This window comes from Aeromonas sp. TECH754 (assembly GCF_056279295.1).
Genome location: NZ_JBWBRA010000001.1, coordinates 1725740 through 1749709, shown reverse-complemented (window position 1 = coordinate 1749709; position 23970 = coordinate 1725740). Strand labels below are relative to the sequence as shown.

Below are 23970 nucleotides of genomic sequence, written 5' to 3'. Positions count from 1 at the left end.
TCATGTTTGGTATTGCAATGATTGTAGGAGCAATCCTAACGATATTGTGGTATCTAAATTTATGGCCGCCATTCGTTATATATCTGATGATAAAATCAGTCAGTAACTGTCTAAATTGGCTATTTAATAAATAGGAGTGTATATGTACCGTGTTACTGTAGAACAGTTTACAGATAAAGGCTGGCAAACAGTGGCTAAGACCACTGACCCAAAATCATTTCTGACATTTATCAATATGTCACAATTTGCCAAGCTATTTAATCTAACTCGGGCGCAACTTAGATACCGCCTCAAAAAGCTATGAATATATTAAGCATCCAATGTAACTTATTGGGTGCTTTTATTTTATATAAACACATTAAACGTGATTTAAATTGAATTAATTTGAACATTCCCATTTGAATCTATATTATTTCTTCTATGCAAAATCAAATTCCCCAAACCCCGCTATAACCCCCGCCACATAAGGCTTGGTCAAGTATTGGCTACAGCTTTAAATATCAGATAGTATCATCAAACAACACCAATATATTCTAGATATTAAGTCCCAATACCCCCAAAAAAGATTTTAATTAAATATTCTATTTATTCTTGTCTCGTTATTTTTACCGTTAAGTCCCAGTTACGCACCTGATAATAATTCTCATTATGATTTTAAAATATCAGAGACTAATTATTCATTGGATCGCTGCAATCTGAATTTATCCACACCATTCATACTTATCCACAACACACACGATTACAGTCTTTTCAGCCAGTTCCGTCCTGCTTCTTCTCCTGCATGATTCATCTATAAATCAATGTGTGCCACTAAAAGCACTGTAAACCATTGTTGTTACTGCTGTTTGTCTGTCTATGTGTGACACAGTGCAATCAGGGTGGCTCAATGAGCCACTACATATCCGGCAGTGTCTTTACCTCTCCATGTTATCTCTCACATGTGAACACCTCATAAAGTTGTATGCGGCAACCATATTGATCATTCACTAATTATTCGATGCTGTAGCACGTCTGTAGCCCTAGTGTGGCACGTCAAATCCCCTGTGAGAGGGTGTTTTTGTAACTTGTGAAACCATTAAGAGAGTGGAAAGTTGATATTGTTTAGCAACACAAAAATTGACCGTGTTTAGCCAATGTTGGATCAAGCCACATCATGTAAGGCTTGCAGGGCAGGGGACTGATGAAGTATCTATAGGTTGTGATTTAATATGTGATTAACGCGCATTATTAGTTTATTTATTAAACCGTGTTTTAAATGGATTATTGGGGTAATTAACGATATAATTCAGGTCATTACATGTGGTTTAAACCCATGTTGAAGGCGCTAAGTTCGGTCTTATAGTGGAATGGTCGTGCATGGTAGGGCCACCACTTGTTTCTGCAGATCAATAAGTTACGATCAATTATCCCCTTCAGACCTCTTGGTAATCCACTTTGTGTGGATGGATCAGGAGTCTTCATAGTGAATCTCTGGCTCTCTCCGCAAGGTATCTGGTACTACCGCAAGGTGACCGTGCTCCCCTGTGGTCGTCGTAAAGACGTCAAGAAATCTCTCCGTACTCGGGACAAGCTGGTCGCATGTGTGATGGGCTTGCCTACGCTCGTTCGCGCGTAAAGCCCGTGGCGGTCCGGCCATCGTCTCAACTTGTCGCTCAGCAGCAGTCACCACCTCGCTTGAATTGCCCTCCTTTATTCTCCATCAGCCCTCTCGACGTTTTTGTTGTAACCAACGCAAAAGCCACGATGATGTTTTCATATGATCCGAGTGATTTCTCCATCAAGGCGCGACTACCTCATTTTTCACACCGTTTCTGGCCGTAGATCCGCAAGGATTGGCGGGGGTTCAGAATAAGTTCAGCGCTACCGCGGTATCATTTGTGTCGCCTTAATCGGTGCTCGGCACCCACGACATGGCAGCGAGAAGTGGTCCTTGTTTATCTTCATCACACCGATACATTGACCGTGACGTTATCTGCATGGCCGATAGCCAGCAGCCATCGTCGTTCATGCTCATAGATGAGATTGAGTTTCTGCCGTTCAACCTGCCGGGCCACTGGCTGATGCTAGCTTGGTTCGATGGGATCGGTGCCTCCACCATTTTCATGATGTTCCCGTAGGACAAAATGACCGAACGCTATTTACGCAAGCCCTCCCACCTTATTCGTCAGCTCATACTGGGTCTGGCAGCCGGCGGCATGGGTTTTTATTTTTTGAGTCATTCGATCCCTTCGCCTCAGAAGAAGATACCTACCGTGATTGCGGCTGCTCCCACGCCCTTGCTATCCATGGCGTCCGAGCCAAGCCAGCCTCAAGCCAGTCGTGAGGCATCAGTCTGGGTTCTGGCGAATACGCTGGCACTGCCCCTGCCGGGATTGGTTTCTGATGCGAAATATGCTGCGAAGCAGCAGAAGCTCACCGATAGGGTGACGTCGGTGGCCGATAAGTCGGCCAATGAGGTGTTACGGAATCAGGCTGATGCCACTATGGCATCCAAGCCCTCGATGTTGTCGGATCCCACGCAACAAGCCAGAGATCCAATCGCTGAGTCCCAGGTTACAGCCGAGCTTGATGTCGCGGCCAAGTCAGAGGCCGTTTCCAAGCCGAAGATCAAGCCGCAAAGTGAGGAGCCCGGTAGCGTCATATTGACGCCAGCCCGTATTCTGCATCAGAAGGAGAGCAATCACCTCAGCGTGCAACTCATGGGGGCGAGCCGATTGGATGCCATCGAGCGGTTTGTGGTCAGCAACCGGCTTGCTGGCAAAGTATGGGTCTATCAGACGCAGTTACATGGTCATCCCTGGTATGTGGTACTGAAAGGGGATCATGCTAGCCAGACTTTGGCTATGGCGGCCATTCGTAACCTGCCGTCGGCCCTGCTTGAAGCGAAACCTTGGCCCAAATCATTTGCTCAAGTGAAGAAAGAGCTCAAGCGATAGGTGACGATCCGATGATGTAGCCGGGTGTCGTTGATCGCCATCATTCAACAATGGATGTTTGCAGAGCGTTCGATAGCCAAGGATGGCTGGACACAGTTACACGACGCTATCCATGGCATTGACCAACGACGCCTTGGGTTATCCCCCCAAGTTCTATGGATGTAACTGTTGGCGAGAGGTCCCCGGCTCTTCGAAGTAGGCAAAAGCCTATTTTCCACCGGTAATGGCCTGGTATCGCACACGCCGGACCCAAGCAAACTCAACTCATTCCTATTATTTGGATTTCTTATACTTCATCGCACCTCTTCTGGACACGTCAAGAGCCTCGGACTCTAGGCTCAGCATAAGTAGACACGGCACATGACAATGCGCTGCTGGAGGCGTTGCGCTAGTTTATAAGGCTCGAACGGATTCTCATTAACAGTTGTGTAGATCACGAGGAGGCTCGGCAGGACGTATTCGATCACATTGACATGCTCTACACCTCCAAGCACAAACACAGTCGCCACGTCGGTTATCGCCAGTAGACCAGTAGAGTGTGACCAGTAATATATTGAGAGATCCCAAAGTGTCTAATTATCTGGGTTTATTTAACCATTATGTAAATGGAGTCATCTAAAAGTATTGTCGCTTATTCGTATGGGGGTATTAGTACCAGTTAATATAAAAGTATTAGTATTGGTTAATATGAAGGCATTAATATGCTTTTAATATGAAAGCACCATAATTAAGTAATATTAAAGCATCCCCATAAATTGATATGGGGAAAGGCCACAGTTCAACTAGACTGTTTTAGTGAGAGATAGGTACCACATATGAGCGCGTGATTATTGGCTCGGCAGATGGATTTGTTATTTTAAATTGAGTGCTTTGTCTTATCCAACTTTATTTTTCAATATTTAATATTCCCGGCCAGGATGGCCTATAAAGGGAGTGAGAAATGAAATTTCTCGGAGCACGTAATGAACTCACCACCGCACTGTTTAGTGCCAAGCCGGTTTTTGCAACTTTAATCCTGTTTAGTTGTGTCATTAATTTATTGATGTTCGCCCCTTCAGTTTACATGCTACAGGTCTATGATCGCGTGTTGGCGAGCCAGAATACAACTACTCTTTTCATGCTGACTTTACTGATAATTGGTGTCTATCTCCTTATAGCGATGCTAGAAGGTGTACGCGGTTTGGTGATGATTCGGATCGGCAATAGATTAGAGCAGCAGCTAAATAAGCGAGTATTTGGCGCCGCATTCGAGCGCAATCTCCGTCAAGGTCAAGGTACTCCTGCTCAGGCTCTGTCAGACTTGACCAGTGCCCGTCAATTCTTGGCAGGCAACAGCTTATTTGCCTTTTTTGATGCCCCCTGGACTCCACTTTATTTAGCCGTTGCCTTCTTGATCCATCCCTTGCTGGGCTGGCTAACCCTATTTGGATCCAGTCTATTGGTTGTCTTGGCCTTGATAACGGAAAGCTTAACCAACAAGCCCTTGGCGCAAGCCAATAAATTGGCTATGGCGGGCAGCACCCTGATTAATAACCAGTTGCGTAACAGTGAGGCGATTGAGGCGATGGGAATGTTATCTACCATGCGCCAGCATTGGTTAGCCCTGCAGCATCAGGTATTGGGTTTACAAACAATGGCCTCTGATCGCGCTGTATTTGTGAACAGTATTACCCGCTTTGTCCGGGTATTGTTGCAATCCCTGGCGCTGGGAGCGGGTGCCTTGCTGGTAATCGAGGGTGAGATCACACCTGGCATGATGATCGCCTCTTCTATCATTCTTGGCCGCGCCTTGACACCAGTAGAACAGGTAATATCGAGCTGGAAGTTGCTGTTGCAGTTCAGGGGAACTTGGCATCGTTTACTGACCCTTCTCAATGACTATCCCGCTCGTCCTGCGCAGGTGTCATTACCACGGCCAAATGGGAATCTCTCGGTTGAAGGGGTGTTTGCCACGGCCCCGAGCGGTGGGCCAGCTATCTTGCGTAACTTCAATTTCACTCTTTCTGCAGGCGAGATACTCGGGATTATTGGCCCTTCGGCCTGTGGCAAGTCGACTTTGGCAAGGTTGTTGATGGGGATATGGGCTCCTCAGTCCGGGACGGTTCGGCTTGATGGCGCCGATATTTATCAGTGGGATAAAGCTGAATTAGGCGCATCTCTTGGCTATCTGCCGCAAGAAGTTGAGTTGTTTGACGGCACAGTCGCACAGAACATTGCCCGCTTCGGAGAACTGAACAGCGAGGCGCTGGTTGCTGCAGCCAAGTTGGCTGGGGTACATGAGATGATCCTGCGTTTTCCACTTGGCTATGAGACCCCTTTAGGCGTTGGTGGCTGCCTGCTGTCTGGTGGGCAGAAGCAGAGAATAGGGTTAGCACGGGCACTCTACGGCGATCCTGCACTGATTGTCCTGGATGAGCCCAACGCCAGCCTGGACGATGTGGGAGAGGCGGCCCTGATCCAGGCAATCCAGAGGTTTAAGCAAAAAGGTCACACCTTGGTGTTGATCTCTCATCGGCCAACCATTCTGGGCGTCGTGGACAAAGTCTTGCTGCTCAGTGATGGCATGATGAAAGCATTTGGTACCCGTGACGAAGTATTTGCTGCACTGCGAGAGGCCAGCATGCTGCGATCTGTACCCGTACAAGGGCCTGATATCACCACAGAGATTACCCAAGTAGCAGTAGACAGCATCAATAACCAGAAACAAGCTGTGCGATCAGGAGAGTCATCATGAAAGAACTCGCGGTAAATGACTCACTGCAGGAGCCCTCTTCATCAGTTGTAGATTGGCAAGGGGAGGTTGATGTCCAAGTGATGCGGCCACTGCTGATCGGATTACTCGTTATTGTGATAGGGCTGGGTAGTTTCTTATTTTGGGGCGTCATAGCACCACTGGATGCTGGTGTTGTAGCAAATGCGACGGTCACGATAGCCAACAACAGAAAGACAGTGCAACACCTTAACGGCGGCACGGTCAGCGATATTTATGTCAAGGAGGGGGATCTGGTTGAACGTGGGCAACCTTTATTGCAACTGGATAAAACTCAAGTGCTAGCACGTCAGAATGCCCTCGAGGCCCAATATCTGGTGGCAAAGACGATCGAAGATCGTTTGTTGGCTGAACGAGATGATCTTACCGAGGTGCAGTTCGATCCAAAAACCATTACTCGGTTTCAAGGTAATCCACGTTTGGCTGACGCCATCAATTTACAACAGAAGGTATTTACAGCACGACGGAATGCTAATGCTGGAGAGACATCCATTTTACAAGAGACTTTGCAAGGTGCGCTGGCTCAAAGTAGTGGCTTGAGTCAAGTGCAATATTCACGTAAGCGGCAATTAATGTTGATAGAGCGCGAGTTAGATGCAATTAGACGTCTGAGCAAGAATAATTATTATCCAAAAATGCAACTGCTCACGCTTGAGCGAGAATCGGCGGATATCAGTGGTAAACTCGCTGAAGATATTGTGAACATCGGTCGTATATACAGTCAAATTAATGAAATAAAGCTACAACTACTACAGCGTGCAAATGAATTCAAACGAGATGTTGTCACCGAATTGACAGCACAACAAAAAGAAGTTGCTACATTAGAAGATGAACTGGATTCAGCAGATTATGATGTGGAACATACCACGATCCGTGCTCCTATTGGGGGTATTGTTTTAGGATTGCATGTGACAACGGTCGGTGGGGTGATCCAGGCTGGAGGAGCGTTGCTTGATGTGGTGCCTGGTGATCAACCACTGCAAGTTGATGCGATGATACCTGTACAGTCAATTGATAAAATGGAGTCAGGCCTGCCAGTTAACATTAGTTTCCCTGCATTTAATCATGCCCAGACTCCTATCATCCCAGGTAAGGTGATCACGATTTCGGCAGATCGAATGATTGATGAGGCAAGTCACCAACCTTATTATTTAGCTCAAATTGGGGTTACCGACGCAGGAATGAAACTATTAGGTACTCACCAAATAAAAGCCGGTATGCCTGCTAGTATCACGATTAAAACAGGAGAGAGAACGCTTCTTAGTTATCTATTGAAGCCCCTGCTAGATCGATTTGACAAATCATTTAAAGAGCAATGAATTATCAGCTGTGATTCAAGGTTGTTATATTTTCATGATAATGAAATTGAACTAATTTTCACCATCTTAGGCGACTGATTGGATCATTCTAGAGAGGTTAATATGGACTTTTCACATAAAGATATGGAATCGAACAAACCGCTGACTCCAATCGAACTAGAAGGTAGCGATGAGGTATGTGAAGATAACACGGTATTAAATCATTCAGTAACCAGGCGAGAATTATTACACTCAGCGGGCATATTATATGCCACGTCGGCATTGATTAATAAAAATCCAGCTCATGCAGGTAGTGATGATGATGATGTCACGACGGCACCTATTTTACCACCAAGCCCAGCGACTGCTGGTTGGGGGTACACCCTGCCTCGGAATATTACCTATTTGAAGCCCCGAGATCTTTTTCCGGTACCTCAAGAAACAGCCAATATTGCAGGAGGTGAAGCAGGCCGTCTTCCTCATCCATTTTGGGCTCAGGTTACGCATGCACAAAACTTGGCCGATTTTAAGTCTAGATATTATGAATTGTTTGCAGTTCAATTTAATTGGGTATTTCATCCTAACTATCCAGCGCAACCAATTTGGGGCTATCAGGATAGTGCTGTATTAACGAAGTCACCGGAGATGCCCAGTGCCATAGTGGCAGCACATTATGGGCATCCCCTTCTTTGTCGGATATGGAATAAATTACCAGCAGGGCATGTTGGTTTCGGTGCACCCTATATATCAACCCACTTGCATAATTTGCATACTGGTTCAGAGAGCGATGGTTTTCCTGGTGACTGGTATAGTTCAACAAAGTACGGCCCGACGTTAACAAAAGCAGGTGGCTTTAAAGATCATCTCTATCTCAATCTTAAAGCAGATTTTACTAATACAGTGGATTGGCCACCTTTTGGATCCACTGGGTTGAGTCTTGGCGATCCGGCAGAAGCTTTGGGGACCTTATTTTACCATGATCATACTGAAAACTTTACTGGCCCCAATGTTTATCGTGGTTTATCCGGATTCTACTTGTTATTTGATGAACTGGATTCAGGGAATGAGAAAGATCCTAGCAATGACGCTCTCCACTTGCCGAGTGGTGATTATGATTACCCTTTCAATATTTGTGACCGACATTTTGATGACAAAGGCAAGCTCCTTTATGACCAGTTAAATCCAGAAGGGACATTGGGGGATAAAATTGTCATTAATGGTCGCATAAAACCAGTGTGGCGTGTCAGCCCGCGTAAATATAGAATGCGTATTCTTAACAGTGGGCCAAGCCGTTTTTATAACTTGGCGATAGTCAATGCAAACAATGTAATTCAACCTTTTGTCTACATTGCTAATGATGGCAATCTTTTGCCAAAGCCGATCAGAAATGTGAAAAATATATCATTAGGTGTTGCCGAACGATCAGATATCGTCATGGACTTTAAAGGATACCCTAATAAAACAGAACTTTTTTTGGTCAATAGGCTAACGCAAATATCTACCCGCAAACCGGATAAAGTGGTACTGCCTGGTGATCGCATAATGAAAATTGTCGTTGATTATGATATGGGTATTGTTGACGATTTTAGCGAAATTAGGGATTATTTAAGGCCTCTTCCTGCTGATAAGTTTGCACTGTCAGAGGATGAAATTAAGCGATTGAATGTACCAGTACGGCGTTTCGAATTTGAGCATAAGAGTGGATTGTGGGTTATCAATGATAAGATTTTTGATGTTACAAAGCCCACAGTGAAAGTTAAAAAGGGAACAGCAGAAGTGTGGGAATTGGTGAATGACTCCGGTGGATGGGAGCACCCTATTCATATTCACTTTGAAGAAGGGCGAATTTTAAGCAAGTTTATTGATGGGGTTAAAGTGCCGGTCCCCCTCCATGAGCAAGGGCGAAAAGATGTATATGTATTAGAGCCGAACTCGATGACTCGAGTATATCTGGAGTTTCGAGACTGTACCGGTAAATACGTTATGCATTGCCATAATATGATCCATGAGGATCATGCCATGATGCTTCGTTGGGATATAGTAGAGGGCTCATAGCGGTATGTTGTTTACTCAACATAAACCCTTTCAATAAATAAGGTATAAGTGTATGGATATCAACATTAATAATCGTCGACATTTCATCCTGGGTTTGGGAGCAACTGTGGTTGCGGCCACGATAATGGCTAGCTTTCCTGTTGTAGCCAAAAAAGGAACTACTCTTGACGTACCCAAGCTTGGTCCAAGTAATATACCCAATGCTCCTTTGTGGACACATGAAGGCAAAGAGATAAAATTTTATGACGATGTAGTAAAAAACAAGATCCTTCTTATTAACATGATGTATGCCGACTGCATGGATAGCTGTCCATTAACCACAAGCAATCTGATGCAAGTACAACGATTAATTGCTAAAAAAATGCAAGGTATACCAATACAGATGTGTTCAATAACGTTAAAGCCAGAACAAGATACGGTTACCCATCTATCCCATTATGTGAAACAGCACCATATACCACCAGGCTGGTTATTTCTGACAGGTAAACCTGAGATGATCAAATTAGTGCGCTATAGCATGGGGTTCTATGATCCCGATCCTGCTCTTGACGGCCTCAGTACAAGCCATACTGGAATGCTAAGAGTTGGTAATAATAAACTGTCGCGCTGGAGTATGGCGCCGGCGTTATCCAGGCCAGATCAGATACTTAAATTGATAGAGCAGGTGACATAGTGGTCATCAGTTGAGTTAGAGGAAATAGTACGAAAATGGCCCAGTTCCAAAGACCATATAGTCAAGGATTACTGCTACGGCTCTTTGGCTCAGGTTGTTAACCATCAGTGGCAGAGCTGCATCAGCTAGAACTGGTTAGATCTAGGTATTCCTTGGCCCAGATGACAGCTTGCAATCGATTCTTGACGTTGAGCTTCTTGAAGACATTGTAGAGATGAGACTTGATGGTATGTTCGCTGACGTACAATTTACTGGCTATCTCAACATTAGAGGCTCCTGTCATCAGGCAGCGAATGATTTCGCACTCACGGGTTGTGAGCAAGTTTTGGTTGGTCTGAGCCAGAACCATTCCCTGCCGATAGTAGTTGGTCAGCTCAGATAGCAGGTGGCGCGGAATCCAATACTCACCCTGCATCACCTTTTTGAGGCCTTCAGCTAGACGCTCCAGGGAGTCCTGATGAAAAAAGAGACCGCTTGTATTTGGCCACATGAGCAATAGATCGAGATCTGCGCTGGCTGGCGCATTGAGTAGCACAGTATTGGCCAATTCGAAAGTGGTGATATGCCGATTCCAGCTGAGCTGCTGGCTGTATCTGAGGTAGTCAAGATCGATCAAAAACAGGTTGCTACCCTCGCTCTCCAACAGCTGATTAGGATGATTGATCAAATCTATTGGTGTGCCGAGCTGAGCTGCCAGGTAAGTGGTTAAGGTTGTTGCCTGAACATTGGCTTCGGTGACAAGTATCAGTGGAGTCTCTATTTTCATAGGAGTCGTCCTTGAACAGTGTGCCTAGTGGTTTAAGTTAGTCTTCCTAGGGCGTTGTTGGCCACAAAAGAGTCGTAAACCCCGCACATATGTAGCATGAAGAAGGCATGAGACATTGTTCAAATCAGCATTGAACAGTATTTCTTGATAATAGAGTAGGTGAGGGGATTTGTGAGGAAGTTCTTAATTATGCAAGTATCAAGTCGTAATGTAATGATCTTAAAGGATTAAATGTTTTTATTGGAAAGCTGTACTGGCCTGATCCATCTCAATGCGTCGGCTGGTTTCTGTATTCTCCTTGCTGGAGTGCTCCTGAGCCGCTTCGACTGAGACAACCTCTAACCCACTTCTCCTGGTGATGGAGCCAAGTGATGATAACTTGCTTATTCAATATATCGAAATCGTTTTTATATCGATAACCTGTTGCAAGTGATAGACCATAATTGATGATTTATTTTCAAGGTTGCTGGAGAGTACGGTAGAGTTGTTCGTTCTGCTTTTTTGCCAGCAATGAAGTGATGTGGAAATCTTTTCTTTAGATAAAATATGAAATGAATGGCTAGCACAGTTGTTAATATGAATCCGAAACATCAATAGCATTTTACAGCCGGAGACAACCAGGGCTTAATTGCTATTGAGAGGTGTTATCATTCATGTTTTCCATGTCTAAATTAATATTGATTTATCATTTTTATCAATATGAAAGTATTAGCTATGAATGAGGCGAATGTATTACTAATGGCTAAGAGGAAGGTATTGGCATCAATTAATATGGTAAATTAATGCATTATACGACTAAACTGTTTATGAGTGTTCTAGGACTGAGTTGCCAGAAATTAACTCAGCTCCATTTAGGGTTCTTTGAGGTAAGTGGCGCCGCTGCTACCAATAAATTTAAATGATGTAGATTATTGCGTTTTTTAACATGGTTGTCATTTTAAAATGTAATTAGGTAAAGTTAAGTTAATCAATAGCGCATTTCTCTGCATTGTTAGTGTGTATAAAAACAGGTTTAGATATGACAGTTGGAATCATTGTTGTTTGAGTGATTATCGATTGACTTTATTTGTATTGTCTTATGAGTGTTTGGGAATCTTCGTGTTATAGACCTTGGCGCAGTGGGGATGTCGCTCCGGCTGGAGCCAGTCATCATTTTGGCAACGTAAGGCGATATTCCTGAGGGAGTAGAACATGTCGATCATTTTGCTCTTTTACATGGAAACTAGGCTATTTAAAACGTTCGTTTTTACTTCTTGTCTCCATGGTCCACCAGGAGCCCTGATTCGCTCTGCCTAAATTGCCCAGTGAGTGATTCATTGTGCGAGTTCCAGGCGTCGATGCGGGCTAACGACTTTGTCTATCTCGTATCTGCCATCGCCAAAAGACTGAACCAATACGCTGCGGAAGTCAGCGCCTGATGGGGTATGGGCAGGATTTTGTTGTTCCTCTCCTTCCCCCTGATAGATCAAGGGAAATGAAAATGGCCAACTTCAATATGTCGGATCTGGAGTTCATCCTCCAGCAAATCCTTATTGCAGAAGCGCATGCCGACGGCGCAGAACTCAGTGATTTGCTCCCCAACAGCCAGGTGCCATTCGGTCTACGTACCGTTGATGGCAGCTACAACAACCTGGTCGCCGGACAGAGTGAATTTGGCGCTGCGGACAATGACTTTCAGCATTTGCTAGATCCCTCATTTCTTGCGGGATATGACGCAGCAGGGAATGTGCTTGACCCGCAACCACGGATTATCAGCAACCTGATTGTTGATCAGACCGCCAGCAACCCGGCGGCGGTTGCAGCGAATGGCGGAGCCCTTCCGGTGCTCAGCCCGGGCCTGGATGGTGTATTCGGTACGCCCGATGACAAACCTGTGTTTTTCATCCCCAACGTGTCGGCGGATGTTGGTCTGACAGCCGGCTTCAATCAGTGGATGACCTTCTTCGGCCAGTTTTTCGACCATGGTCTCGATTTAGTCACCAAGAGCAACACAGAGACCGTATTTATTCAACTACAGCCGGATGATCCGCTGTTCGTACCGGGTAGCCCAACCAACTTCATGGTGCTGTCGCGGGCGGTGCGCACTGCGGGTGCGGACGGTGTGATTGGCACTGCCGATGATGGGCAGACCAATACCACTTCGCCGTTTGTAGACCAAAGCCAGACCTACAGTTCGCATCCTTCACACCAGGTATTTTTGCGCGAGTATGTCCTTAATGCGGCTGGTGAGCCTGTGGCGACTGGCAGGTTGATCACCAATCACGTGATCAATGCGGATGGAACGCTGGGTGCCGAAATTGGCGGCATGGCCACTTGGGCCGTAGTAAAGGCACAGGCCGAACAGATTCTCGGTATCCACCTGACGGATCAAGATGTATTCAACGTCCCACTGCTGGCGACCGATGCGTATGGTAACTTCCTGAAGGGAGCCAACGGTTTCCCGCAAGTGATGATGACCGACGGATCTGTAGCTGAAGGCAGCCTCACCGCACCGGTCAGCCTAGTCAACGCCGTACATACCGGCCATGCCTTCCTCGATGATATTGCTCATAACGCTGCGCCCACTGCGGGTCTGATAGCCGATGGCGACACAGTGGTAAACACGGGTCCATTGGCCGCTGGCACCTACGACAACGAACTGCTCAATGCCCACTACATTGCCGGTGATGGGCGGGTGAACGAGAACATCGGTCTGACCACCGTGCATCAGGTGTTCCACTCCGAGCATAACCGCCTGATCGAACAAACCAAGGAGACCCTTCTTGCCTCCGGTAATCTAGCTTTCCTCAATGAGTGGCTGGTTAACGACGTGGCCGCCATCCCGACAACGCCCGCCGGGATTGCTGCGTTGGTGTGGGACGGAGAACGGTTGTTCCAGGCTGCCAAGTTCGGTACCGAGATGCAGTACCAGCATCTGGTATTCGAAGAGTTCGGGCGGACCGTACAACCGCAGATCGATGAATTCCTTGCCCCCAACGGCTATGACAGCTCGATCAATCCGGCCATTCTCGCCGAGTTTGCCCACGTGGTGTATCGCTTCGGCCACTCAATGTTGACCGAAACAGTCGATCGCTTCGACCCCGATTTCAATCCGCTGCTCACCTCCGGCTCGCAAATGGGCCTGATCGCCGCTTTCCTCAATCCGCTGGCGTTTGCGAGCAGTGGCTCATCACCGGATGACGCGGCTGGCGCGATCATTCGCGGCGCCACTCGTCAGTTGGGCAACGAGATCGACGAGTTTGTCACCGAAGCACTGCGTAACAATCTGCTCGGTCTGCCGCTTGACTTGCCGGCGTTGAATCTGGCTCGTGGCCGCGATACCGGCATCCCCACGCTGAACGAGGCACGCCGGGAGTTCTATGCCTCAACCGGTGATAGCCAGCTCAAGCCGTACATCAGCTGGGTTGACTTGATGGATAGCCTCAAGCACCCCGAGTCGTTGGTCAACTTCATCGCGGCCTTCGGTACCCATGCAGCATTGACTGCGGTTGATGTGGATACTTTGGTCGAGATGCGTGCCGTGGCTGCGGCTTTGGTGTTTGGTGGCAGTGCAGTGATCAATGCTGGTACTGCCAATGCACGAACCTTTACCGCCGATAACACGGATCGCTTGGCATTTCTCAACAGCACCGGCACCTATGCGATGGTCAATGGCGTCACCACCACGGGTGTGGATGACATCGATTTCTGGGTCGGTGGCCTGGCAGAGGAGAAAATGCCGTTCGGCGGCATGTTGGGGTCGACTTTCAACTTCGTGTTCGAAACCCAGATGGAGGCGTTGCAGAACGGCGACCGTTTCTATTACCTGTCACGCACTGCGGGCCTGAACTTCGGCACCGAGCTGGAGAACAACTCCTTCGCCAAGTTGATCATGCTCAACAGCAACGTCACCCATCTGTCGAACACCGTGTTCCTGACACCGACCTTTACCCTTGAAGTCGATCAGAGCAAGCAGTTCACTGGCTTGGGGGCAGATGGCCGCGCCGATCCGACGGGTGGCATCATGATCAACGGCGTGCAAATCGTGCCGTTGGTGATCCGCGACAATCCCAATACCGACGGTCCGGATAACAACTACCTGCAGTACACCGGGGAAGACCATATGGTCCTGGGCGGTACTGCGGCCAATGACATCATCATCTCTGGCGACGGTGATGACACCGTTTACGGTGACGCTGGCAATGACCGCCTTGAGGGCGGAGCGGGCAACGATGCCGTCCTGGGTGGTGACGGCGATGACATCATTACCGATTCGTTCGGTGACAATCGCCTCGAAGGCAATGCAGGTAATGACGTCATCGTAGCTGGCAGCATGCTGGTCGGCGGCGTGGGTAACCTGATCCTCGGTGGGGATGGGCAGGACTTTATTATTACCACCGAAGACATCACTACCACCTTTGGCGGCAGGGGAGACGACTTCATCCTCGGTGCCAAGACCAACCTGCCACCGACTGGCAACGAAGGCGATGACTGGATCGAACATGGTACCCAGGACGGGGCTCCCGGCGACAATGCGGCCCCCTTGCTGACTGACGACGTGATTGGCAACGACATCTTCGTCGGCGGTGGCGGTTTTGACGAAATGATCGGCGAGGGAGGTGATGACATCTTCGTCGGCAGCGATGCCCAGGACAAAATGGACGGCATGTCCGGTTTCGACTGGGTGACCTACAAGAACGACAATATCGGCGTGACCGTCGACTTGTCGCTGGCCGCGTTGGCCCAGCCACACGGCAACGCGCCAAATCAGAATGCCGGGATATTCAACCCGGTAGGGGCATCACCCGCCTCGATCCTTGACCGCTTCGCGGAAGTGGAAGGCTTGTCTGGTTCACGGTTCGGCGACGTACTCAAAGGTGATGATGTCAATGCGGACACTATCATCAATCACGGAGGGGCCACCGGTAGCGCACTGACCAATGTGGCACTGATCCGTGGGCTCGCGCAGCTCCTGGCTGATGCGGGCTTGCCGACCACCGGTTTTGCTACCGGTAACATTATCCTCGGCGGTAATGGCAGCGACCTGATCGAGGGCCGTGGCGGCGATGATCTGATCGACGGCGACAAATGGCTCAATGTCAGGATCGCCGTTTACGCACCAGGTGATGTCAATCATACCGGCCCCGAGATCGCCAGCTTCGACAGCATGACCGACATGATCCCCGCGATGATCAATGGCACCTACAACCCTGGTCAGCTCAAGGCCGTGCGGGAAGTCCTGCCCGGCACCTCGACAGGGGGGGCTGCGTATGACACTGCGATTTATGCAGGCGTGCAAGATAATTACACGGTGACGCAGACTCGTGGCGCCAGCACTCTCAATGATGCGACGGATGATGTCTGGACGGTGACCGACAACGTTGGCAACGAAGGCACCGATACCTTGCTGCATATCGAGCGGCTGCAGTTTGCTGACGGCCAGCAAGTGCTGGCAACCGGGAACGCACAACCAACCGGTTCACCGACCGTCGTTGATCGAAACGGCGGGTCGCTCAGGGTGGGCGATACCCTGACAGTGTCGATGCTCGGTGTGCTCGATGTTGACAACGTGGTTGCTGTGACTCCGGGCAACCCAGGCAATCCGACCGGGGCAGTCACCTCGTCGGTGTCCTACTATTGGCAGTTCGAGGCCACGCCAGGCAGCGGCGTGTTTGAGGATATCATCCTGTTGCCTGCCGGTGACTTGGCATTCCAAAGTGCCGACGGCACCACGTTCAAGGTCTCTCCGGACCTCCTTGGCTTGTCGCTGCGGGTCAAGGCGATCTACCAGGATGCGCACGGCACTACGGAGATCCTGTTCTCCGCACCAACTACGGCCGTCGCTGCCGGTGCGACAGTCGTACCAACAGCGCCGGTACCCGTGGTCGATGCCACAGAGGGTGGAGAGGGCCTGAATATGGTTCGCTCCGATCTCAACTTCATCCTCGCTCAGATCAAGATTGCCGAGGCTGAGGCGGCAGGTCAGGACATTCTCTCGCTGATCCCGAATATTCGCGCGCCTCTCGGGCTGCGCCATGTGGATGGTAGCGGTAATAACCTGATGAACCTCAACGGCACCGATAACACCGAGTTTGGTGCTGCCGACAATGTCTTCCCGCGGCTGACCGACCCGGTGTTCAATCCGGCGCAAGGTGCGCCTGCCGGCTTCTTTGGTCCCGGCTCGCCAGCCATTCCGGGTTCTTCGTACGCGCAAACCAGTGGTCCGGTATTTGACTCCGAGCCGCGTACCATCAGCAATCTGATCGTCGATCAGACATCGAACAATCCAGCGGCTTATACCGCGGCCTACGACCCGGGTGCGGACGGTGTGCTGAACTTTGGCATCGTGGGGGCGGGTAACGACGACGTGCTCAAGGATGGTGTACGGATAGTCGCCAGCCCAGGCATGGATGGTCAGTTCGGGACTGCCGACGACCGTGATGTGTTCCTTTTCGAGAACACGGCACCGGATGCGGGATTGTCTGCACCATTCAACTCCTTGATGACGTTCTTCGGGCAGTTCTTCGATCATGGTCTGGACCTGGTCACCAAGGGTGGATCAGGGACTGTGTACATCCCGCTGCAACCGGATGACCCGTTATATGTGGTGGGTGGTAATACCAACTTCATGGTGCTGACCCGTGCGACCAACCTGCCGGGACAGGATGGGCTGCTTGGCACGGCCGATGACATTCATGAGCACACCAACACGACCACGCCGTTCGTGGATCAAAACCAGACCTACAGTTCGCACCCCTCACATCAGGTGTTTCTGCGGGAGTACAAAATCGGTCCGGACGGTGACCCACATGCGACCGGCCGGTTGATCACCAATCACGAGCTCAACGTCAATGGCACGCTGGGTGCTGAAATCGGTGGTATGGCAACCTGGGCTGTGGTGAAAGCACAGGCTCGTGAAATGCTCGGGATCAACTTGACCGATGCCGATGTTGGAAACGTGCCGCTGCTGGCAACCGACGCCTACGGTAACTTCATCAAGGGACCAAATGGCTTCCCGATGGTGGTCATCCGCACTGGAAATGGTGCGGACGGACTGGCAGGAACTGTCGACGACATCACGACAGAAGTCGAAGGTAATCCCGCCAACCCAATCAGCTTGGCCAACGCGGTACGTACCGGTCATGCCTTCCTCAACGACATCGCGCACAATGCGGAAGTGGTGTTCACGTCAGGGCTCGGTGTCGACGGTATCGCCAATACGGCTGACGATCTTGCTCCTGATGCCGATGTCGCTATCGGAAATGCCGTGCCTGTGGGGCCGCAAGGCAACAATCTGGCCTACGACAATGAGCTGCTGGATGCGCACTACATTGCGGGGGACGGCCGGGTTAACGAGAACATCGGCCTGACTACGGTGCATGCGATCTTCCACTCCGAGCACAACCGTCTGGTCGCGCAGACCAAAGACACTGTGCTCGACTCGAATGACTTGGACTTCATCAACGAATGGCTGCTGGTCGACGTGACGTCGGTCGCCCAGGCCCTTACCCAGGCAGCCGCCGGCACACTGCAGTGGGATGGTGAGCGCCTATTCCAGGCCGCCAAGTTCGGTACCGAGATGCAGTACCAGCACTTGGTGTTCGAAGAGTTTGCGCGGACCATCCAGCCTAACGTCGATCTGTTCTTTGCACCGACTCAGGTCTATGACGTCGACCTCGATCCTTCGATCGTCGCCGAGTTTGCCCACACCGTGTATCGGTTTGGCCACTCTATGCTGACCGAGACCGTCGATCGCTACGACATTGATTTCAATGTGGTCAACGATCCGAACAGTACCGCTCCTGATCAGCAACTTGGCCTCATCGCAGCCTTCCTCAACCCGTTGGCCTACGTGGCCAGTGGCGATAACCCAGAGGATGCGACCAGTGCGATCATCCGTGGGGCCACTCGCCAGGCGGGCAATGAAATCGATGAGTTCGTCACCGAGGCACTGCGCAATAACTTGCTCGGCCTGCCGCTTGACCTGCCGGCGATCAACATTGCTCGCGGTCGCGACGTGGGGATCCCCTCGTTCAATGCGGTGCGTCGTGAGATCTATAGCCAAACCGGGGACACCCAGCTCAAGCCGTACACTAGCTGGGCCGACTTGGTGCAGCATCTCAAGCATCCTGCCTCGTTGATCAACTTCATTGCAGCCTATGGCATACATGCCGCATTGCAGGCCGCTGACGTTGACACTCTGGAGGAAAAACGTGCCGTGGCTCTGGCCCTGACCGTGGGCGGTAGTGCGGTGATCAATGGAGGGACCCCCGATCAACGGGTGTTCACCGCGACTCCCGCCGATCGCCTCGCATTCCTCAACGGTACCGGTGACTACGCCAGTTTGCCCAATGGTGTGACCGTCACGGGGGTCGATGACATCGATCTGTGGATAGGTGGCCTGGCCGAAGAGAAAAACCCGTTCGGTGGCATGCTCGGCTCCACCTTCAACTTTGTGTTCGAAAACCAGCTGGAAAAACTGCAAGACGGCGATCGCTTCTACTATCTGGAGCGTACTTCCGGCCTGTCGATGAATGCCGAACTGGAAAGCAACTCGTTTGCCAAGTTGATCATGGCCAACAGCTCGGCTACGCACTTGCCGGGTCTGGTGTTCTCCGATCCCGGGTTCTATCTGGAAGTGGACAGCACCAAGCAGTTCAACGATGGCCTGGGCAGTGCCGATCCGCTGGGTCCCAACGGCGAGCAGGTGGTCTTCCGCGATAACCCACTGACCGCCGGGACTGACACCAACTACATTCGCTACGCCGGTGACCAGCACATCGTGTTGGGCGGCACCAATGGTGCCGATATCCTCATTGCCAGTGAGGGGGATGACACGGTTTGGGGGGATGTCGGCAACGATCGCATCGAAGGCGGTTACGGCAACGACCAACTGCGTGGTGGTGCGGGTGACGACATCATCACCGACATGGGCGGCGACGATAATATCCAAGGTGGCGACGGCAACGATGTGCTGCACGGAGGCAATGGCGTCAACCTGATCATTGGTGGCTTTGGCAATGACTTCATCATCACCGGTGAGGATGCCTCCGAAGCCATTGGTGGTCAGGGTAACGACTTCATCCTGGGCAGCAAGGCCAACGAACAGGACATGGGTAACGAGGGGGATGACTGGATCGAGAAAGGGACCTCAGATGGCGCACCTGGCGACAACTTCGACCCGCTCGGCAACGATCCGGTAATAGGTCACGATGTGTTCATCGGTGGCAACGAGAACGACAAGTTCAATGGGGAGGGAGGTGACGACATCATGGTCGGCAGTCTCGGCTTCGGTGACCGCTATATCGGTGGCTCTGGCTACGATTGGGCGACCTTCAAGGATCTCACCCAAGGCGTGACCATCGATTACAGCGACCGCTTCTTCGATGTACCGCCGATGCCGGGATCGGGTGCTTCGGCCTTGGTGCGGTTTGACATCATGGAAGGCCTGTCGGGATCGTCGCATGGGGACTTCTTGCGCGGCGACAACGAAGACGCCACCTCGCTGCCTACAGCGGGTGCAACCGGCAGCGTGCTGACCAACATCGACCTGATCGATGGACTGCGTGCCCTGCTACCGGCCGGAGCGACCTTCTTCGATGGTGGCAACATTATCCTGGGCGGGAGCGGTAGCGATCTCATCGAGGGCCGTGGTGGTGATGACATCATCGATGGTGACAAATGGCTGAACGTACGCATCAGTGTGCGGCAGAACGCGGATGGCACTGGCCCCGAAATCGCCACCTTTGACAGCATGGCGCCGATGGTGCCATTTATGCTCAACGGCACCTACAACCCGGGGCAACTGGTCATAGTGCGGGAGATCCTGACCGGTAATGATCGCTATGACACTGCGCTGTTCTCCGGTACTGCGGGGGAATACGAGGTTGTTCAGGATGGGGACACCCTTATCGTGACTGATTCGGTGGCTGGGCGTGATGGCGTTGATCGTCTGACCGGCATAGAGCGTCTGCAGTTCTCAGATTTTGCGATATCGGGATTTGGCACCGCCGTGAACAATGACCCGACGAGCCACCTGGCGATCCTCGATGCGGCCACCGGTGAGCGTAACGACACATCGGTTGCTGGCCAACTGCTGCGGGTCAGTGACCGGGCCGTGCACGACCTGGACAACGTGAGTGGGGCTAATCCGACCGGTGCTATTACCGGTGCGGTGTCCTATTACTGGCAGGTTGAGAACGTGGCGGGTTCGGGTGTCTATGAAGACATTACCTTTGTCGCCGCCGGTGAGGTCTCGCGGGCGACCGGTAGCACCTACCGGGTAGCGGACGATGTGGCGGGTCTGAACATCCGTGTCCGTGCTGTGTATCAGGATACCAAGGGGACGCTGGAGATCGTTGACTCGGCGGCGAACACCGCACCGCTAGGGGCGACCATCACCGGGGTGGCTGCGCAGAACCAGTTGCTGACCCTGGATCCAGCCAACATCATCGAACTGGATGGTGTAAGCAATGCCTTGGCCAGTAACGGGTTCAGCTATCAATGGCAGGCTGACAGTGGTGATGGTTTTGCCAACATAGCGGGGGCAACAACCAGTAGTTTGGCACTGTCGCAAGCGAATGTTGATCAGTTGATCCGAGTGGTGGTCAGCTATGTGGACGATTTCGGTGTGGCGGAAACCGTCGAATCAGATCTGGTCGGGCCGGTGGCCAATGTCAACGATGCACCGACAGGCGCATTGCTGGTCAGCGATACGACGCCGACTCAAGGGCAAATACTGACCGCGCTGACGGCCGGTATTGCCGATGTGGACGGGCTGGGAGCATTTAGCTTCCAGTGGCAGCAAGGTATTGGCAACGCGTTCACTGACATCAATGGGGCGACCGCCGAGACCTTCACCACGGGTCTGGCACAGGCAGGTCTGCAACTACGTGCGCTGGTGAGCTATATCGACGGTTTCGGTGCGCCGGAAACGGTGATTTCTGCGGCAACAGCGGCTGTGTCTGGTGTCGTGCTGACGGGTACCGACGCCGCCAATATCCTGTTCGGTACCGTGGGCAATGATGTGCTAATCGGTCTGGGAGGGAGCGATGTGCTGAATGGTTTGGCGGGTATTGACCAGCTGTTCGGTGGATCCGGTGACGATATTCTAGACGGCGGTTTGGGTGCTGACGTGATGGACGGTGGTGCTGGCAATGACACCTTTGTGGTCGACAATGCTGGTGACTCTGTCATAGAGGCATTGGGCGATGGTACCGATCTGGTTAGAACCAGCCTGGCCAGCTACTCGCTGGCTGCCAACGTTGAGAACCTGACCTACACCGGGCTAGGTAGTTTCAGCGGCACCGGCAATGCGTTGGCCAACATCATCACCGGCGGTATTGGTAACGACATTCTCAACGGTGGAGATGGCGATGACACTCTCAACGGCGGCTTGGGCACAGACGTGATGAACGGTGGCACAGGTAACGACACCTATATAGTCGATGTGGCCACGGACGCGGTGGTCGAGGGTGTGAATGGTGGTACTGATGATACCGTGCGAACCAGCCTGGCGAGCTATGTGCTCGGCGCCAATGTCGAAAACCTGACCTACACCGGGCTGGGCAACTTCAGCGGCACCGGTAATGCGCTGGCCAATAGCATCACCGGCGGAGCTGGCAACGATATCCTCCGTGGTGGCGTGGGTGCCGACAGGCTGGTTGGCGGCGCAGGTAATGATACCTACGAGGTGACAGATGCCGGCGATGTAGTGATCGAGGGTGTTGGAGGGGGTGTTGATAGCGTCTGGACATCCCTGAACAGTTACACCTTGGGTGCAAACATCGAGGACTTGTTCTTTGGCGGTACCGGCAACTTTAGCGGTACCGGTAATGCGCTGGCCAATAGCATCACCGGCGGAGCTGGCAACGATGTCCTCCGTGGTGGCGTGGGTGCCGACAGGCTGGTTGGCGGCGCAGGTAATGATACCTACGAGGTGACAGATGCCGGCGATGTAGTGATCGAGGGTGTTGGAGGGGGTGTTGATAGCGTCTGGACATCCCTGAACAGTTACACCTTGGGTGCAAACATCGAGGACTTGTTCTTTGGCGGTACCGGCAACTTTAGCGGTACCGGTAATGCGCTGGCCAATAGCATCACCGGCGGAGCTGGCAACGATGTCCTCCGTGGTGGCGTGGGTGCCGACAGGCTGGTTGGCGGCGCAGGTAATGATACCTACGAGGTGACAGATGCTGGCGATGTAGTGATCGAGGGTGTTGGAGGGGGTGTTGATAGCGTCTGGACATCCCTGAACAGTTACACCTTGGGCGCAAACATCGAGGACTTGTTCTTTGGCGGTACCGGCAACTTTAGCGGCACCGGTAATGCGCTGGCCAATAGCATCACCGGCGGAGCTGGCAACGATGTCCTCCGTGGTGGCGTGGGTGCCGACAGGCTGGTTGGCGGCGCAGGTAATGATACCTACGAGGTGACAGATGCTGGCGATGTAGTGATCGAGGGTGTTGGAGGGGGTGTTGATAGCGTCTGGACATCCCTGAACAGTTACACCTTGGGCGCAAACATCGAGGACTTGTTCTTTGGCGGTACCGGCAACTTTAGCGGTACCGGTAATGCGCTGGCCAATAGCATCACCGGCGGAGCTGGCAACGATGTCCTCCGTGGTGGCGGGGGTGCTGACAGGCTGGTTGGCGGCGCAGGTAATGATACCTACGAGGTGACAGATGCTGGCGATGTAGTGATTGAGGGTGTTGGAGGGGGTGTTGATAGCGTCTGGACATCCCTGAACAGTTACACCTTGGGCGCAAACGTTGAGGACTTGTTCTTTGGCGGTACCGGCAACTTTAGCGGTACCGGTAATGCGCTGGCCAATAGCATCACCGGCGGAGCTGGCAACGATGTCCTTAATGGTGGGGCTGGCAATGATATCCTGAATGGGGGGGCCGGTAATGATACCGTCACTGGCGGCGCTGGTAACGATACGATGGATGCCAGCAATGGCAACGATATCTTCCTGTTTGCTGCGGGCTTCGGGATCGATCGGATCACCGGTTTTGATGTCAACGCGGCGGGAGGCCAGGATCGTATCAATATCGCTGCGTTCAATATCACAGCCGCGACCTTTGCCAGCCGAGTCACCATCATTGACGCGGGTGCGGATACCTTGCTCAACTTCGGAGGAGCTGATTCTATCCGCCTGGTAGGCGTCGCCGATGCAACAACCGTCACTGTTACAGACTTCCTTCTGTCTTAGTTGGTGCTGTCACAGCGGACGTGAACCATGAAGGGGAGGGCATAGTGCCCTCCCTTTTTATGGCTATTAAGCCTGCTCCAGCCTTCAACGCATTGACTACCCTTGTCACCAGGCTCCCTTCCGGTCACAGCAAAGCGAGCTCATACTCCTTCATGTTCGAGATCAACAACAACCGGTTGCAGATTATCCTTACTGCCTTACTGCCTTACTGCCTTACTGCCTTACTGCCTTACTGCCTTACTGCCTCACTGCGATCCCGTCAGGTTCTGATCTTCTGCCT

General features: G+C 51.3%; 8 protein-coding genes. 7 read left to right on the top strand and 1 reads right to left on the bottom strand.

Annotation, left to right across the window (positions count from 1 at the left end; translation table 11 throughout):
* Positions 1-1976: 1976 nt before the first annotated feature.
* From ACZ9IL_RS07665 to ACZ9IL_RS07640, 6 genes are all read left to right on the top strand, one after another.
* Complete coding sequence (locus ACZ9IL_RS07665) at positions 1977-2117, top strand: hypothetical protein (protein ID WP_476002981.1); 141 nt, start codon at positions 1977-1979, stop codon at positions 2115-2117.
* A gap of 6 nt (positions 2118-2123) precedes the next feature.
* Positions 2124-2936, top strand: coding sequence for a hypothetical protein (locus ACZ9IL_RS07660; RefSeq protein WP_476002980.1), 813 nt, complete (start codon positions 2124-2126; stop codon positions 2934-2936).
* 940 nt (positions 2937-3876) lie between these two features.
* Positions 3877-5670 carry a type I secretion system permease/ATPase gene (locus ACZ9IL_RS07655; RefSeq protein WP_476002979.1) on the top strand — a complete coding sequence of 598 codons (1794 nt, stop codon included), beginning with the start codon at positions 3877-3879 and terminating at the stop codon, positions 5668-5670.
* On the top strand, positions 5667-7025 hold the full coding sequence (locus tag ACZ9IL_RS07650; protein WP_476002978.1) for an HlyD family type I secretion periplasmic adaptor subunit: 1359 nt from the start codon (positions 5667-5669) through the stop codon (positions 7023-7025). Before ACZ9IL_RS07655 ends, ACZ9IL_RS07650 begins: the two co-directional genes overlap by 4 nt.
* A gap of 102 nt (positions 7026-7127) precedes the next feature.
* Positions 7128-9059, top strand: coding sequence for a multicopper oxidase family protein (locus tag ACZ9IL_RS07645; RefSeq protein WP_476002977.1), 1932 nt, complete (start codon positions 7128-7130; stop codon positions 9057-9059).
* A 52-nt stretch (positions 9060-9111) separates the two neighbouring features.
* On the top strand, positions 9112-9732 hold the full coding sequence (locus ACZ9IL_RS07640; protein WP_476002976.1) for an SCO family protein: 621 nt from the start codon (positions 9112-9114) through the stop codon (positions 9730-9732).
* 121 nt (positions 9733-9853) lie between these two features.
* On the opposite strand, the gene ACZ9IL_RS07635 is transcribed toward ACZ9IL_RS07640, so the two are convergent.
* Positions 9854-10498: a LuxR C-terminal-related transcriptional regulator gene (locus tag ACZ9IL_RS07635; protein ID WP_476002975.1), complete on the bottom strand. Its 645-nt coding sequence runs from the start codon at positions 10496-10498 to the stop codon at positions 9854-9856.
* Positions 10499-11978: 1480 nt separating this feature from the next.
* On the opposite strand from ACZ9IL_RS07635, the gene ACZ9IL_RS07630 reads away from it, so the two are divergent.
* On the top strand, positions 11979-23690 hold the full coding sequence (locus tag ACZ9IL_RS07630) for a peroxidase family protein (protein ID WP_476002974.1): 11712 nt from the start codon (positions 11979-11981) through the stop codon (positions 23688-23690).
* The last annotated feature ends 280 nt before the right edge of the window (positions 23691-23970 follow it).

Coding starts and splice junctions, on each gene's coding strand:
- ACZ9IL_RS07665 (WP_476002981.1), top strand. CDS start 1,977: ATGGCCGATAGCCAGCAGCCATCGTCGTTCATGCTCATAGATGAGATT.
- ACZ9IL_RS07660 (WP_476002980.1), top strand. CDS start 2,124: ATGACCGAACGCTATTTACGCAAGCCCTCCCACCTTATTCGTCAGCTC.
- ACZ9IL_RS07655 (WP_476002979.1), top strand. CDS start 3,877: ATGAAATTTCTCGGAGCACGTAATGAACTCACCACCGCACTGTTTAGT.
- ACZ9IL_RS07650 (WP_476002978.1), top strand. CDS start 5,667: ATGAAAGAACTCGCGGTAAATGACTCACTGCAGGAGCCCTCTTCATCA.
- ACZ9IL_RS07645 (WP_476002977.1), top strand. CDS start 7,128: ATGGACTTTTCACATAAAGATATGGAATCGAACAAACCGCTGACTCCA.
- ACZ9IL_RS07640 (WP_476002976.1), top strand. CDS start 9,112: ATGGATATCAACATTAATAATCGTCGACATTTCATCCTGGGTTTGGGA.
- ACZ9IL_RS07635 (WP_476002975.1), bottom strand. CDS start 10,498: ATGAAAATAGAGACTCCACTGATACTTGTCACCGAAGCCAATGTTCAG.
- ACZ9IL_RS07630 (WP_476002974.1), top strand. CDS start 11,979: ATGGCCAACTTCAATATGTCGGATCTGGAGTTCATCCTCCAGCAAATC.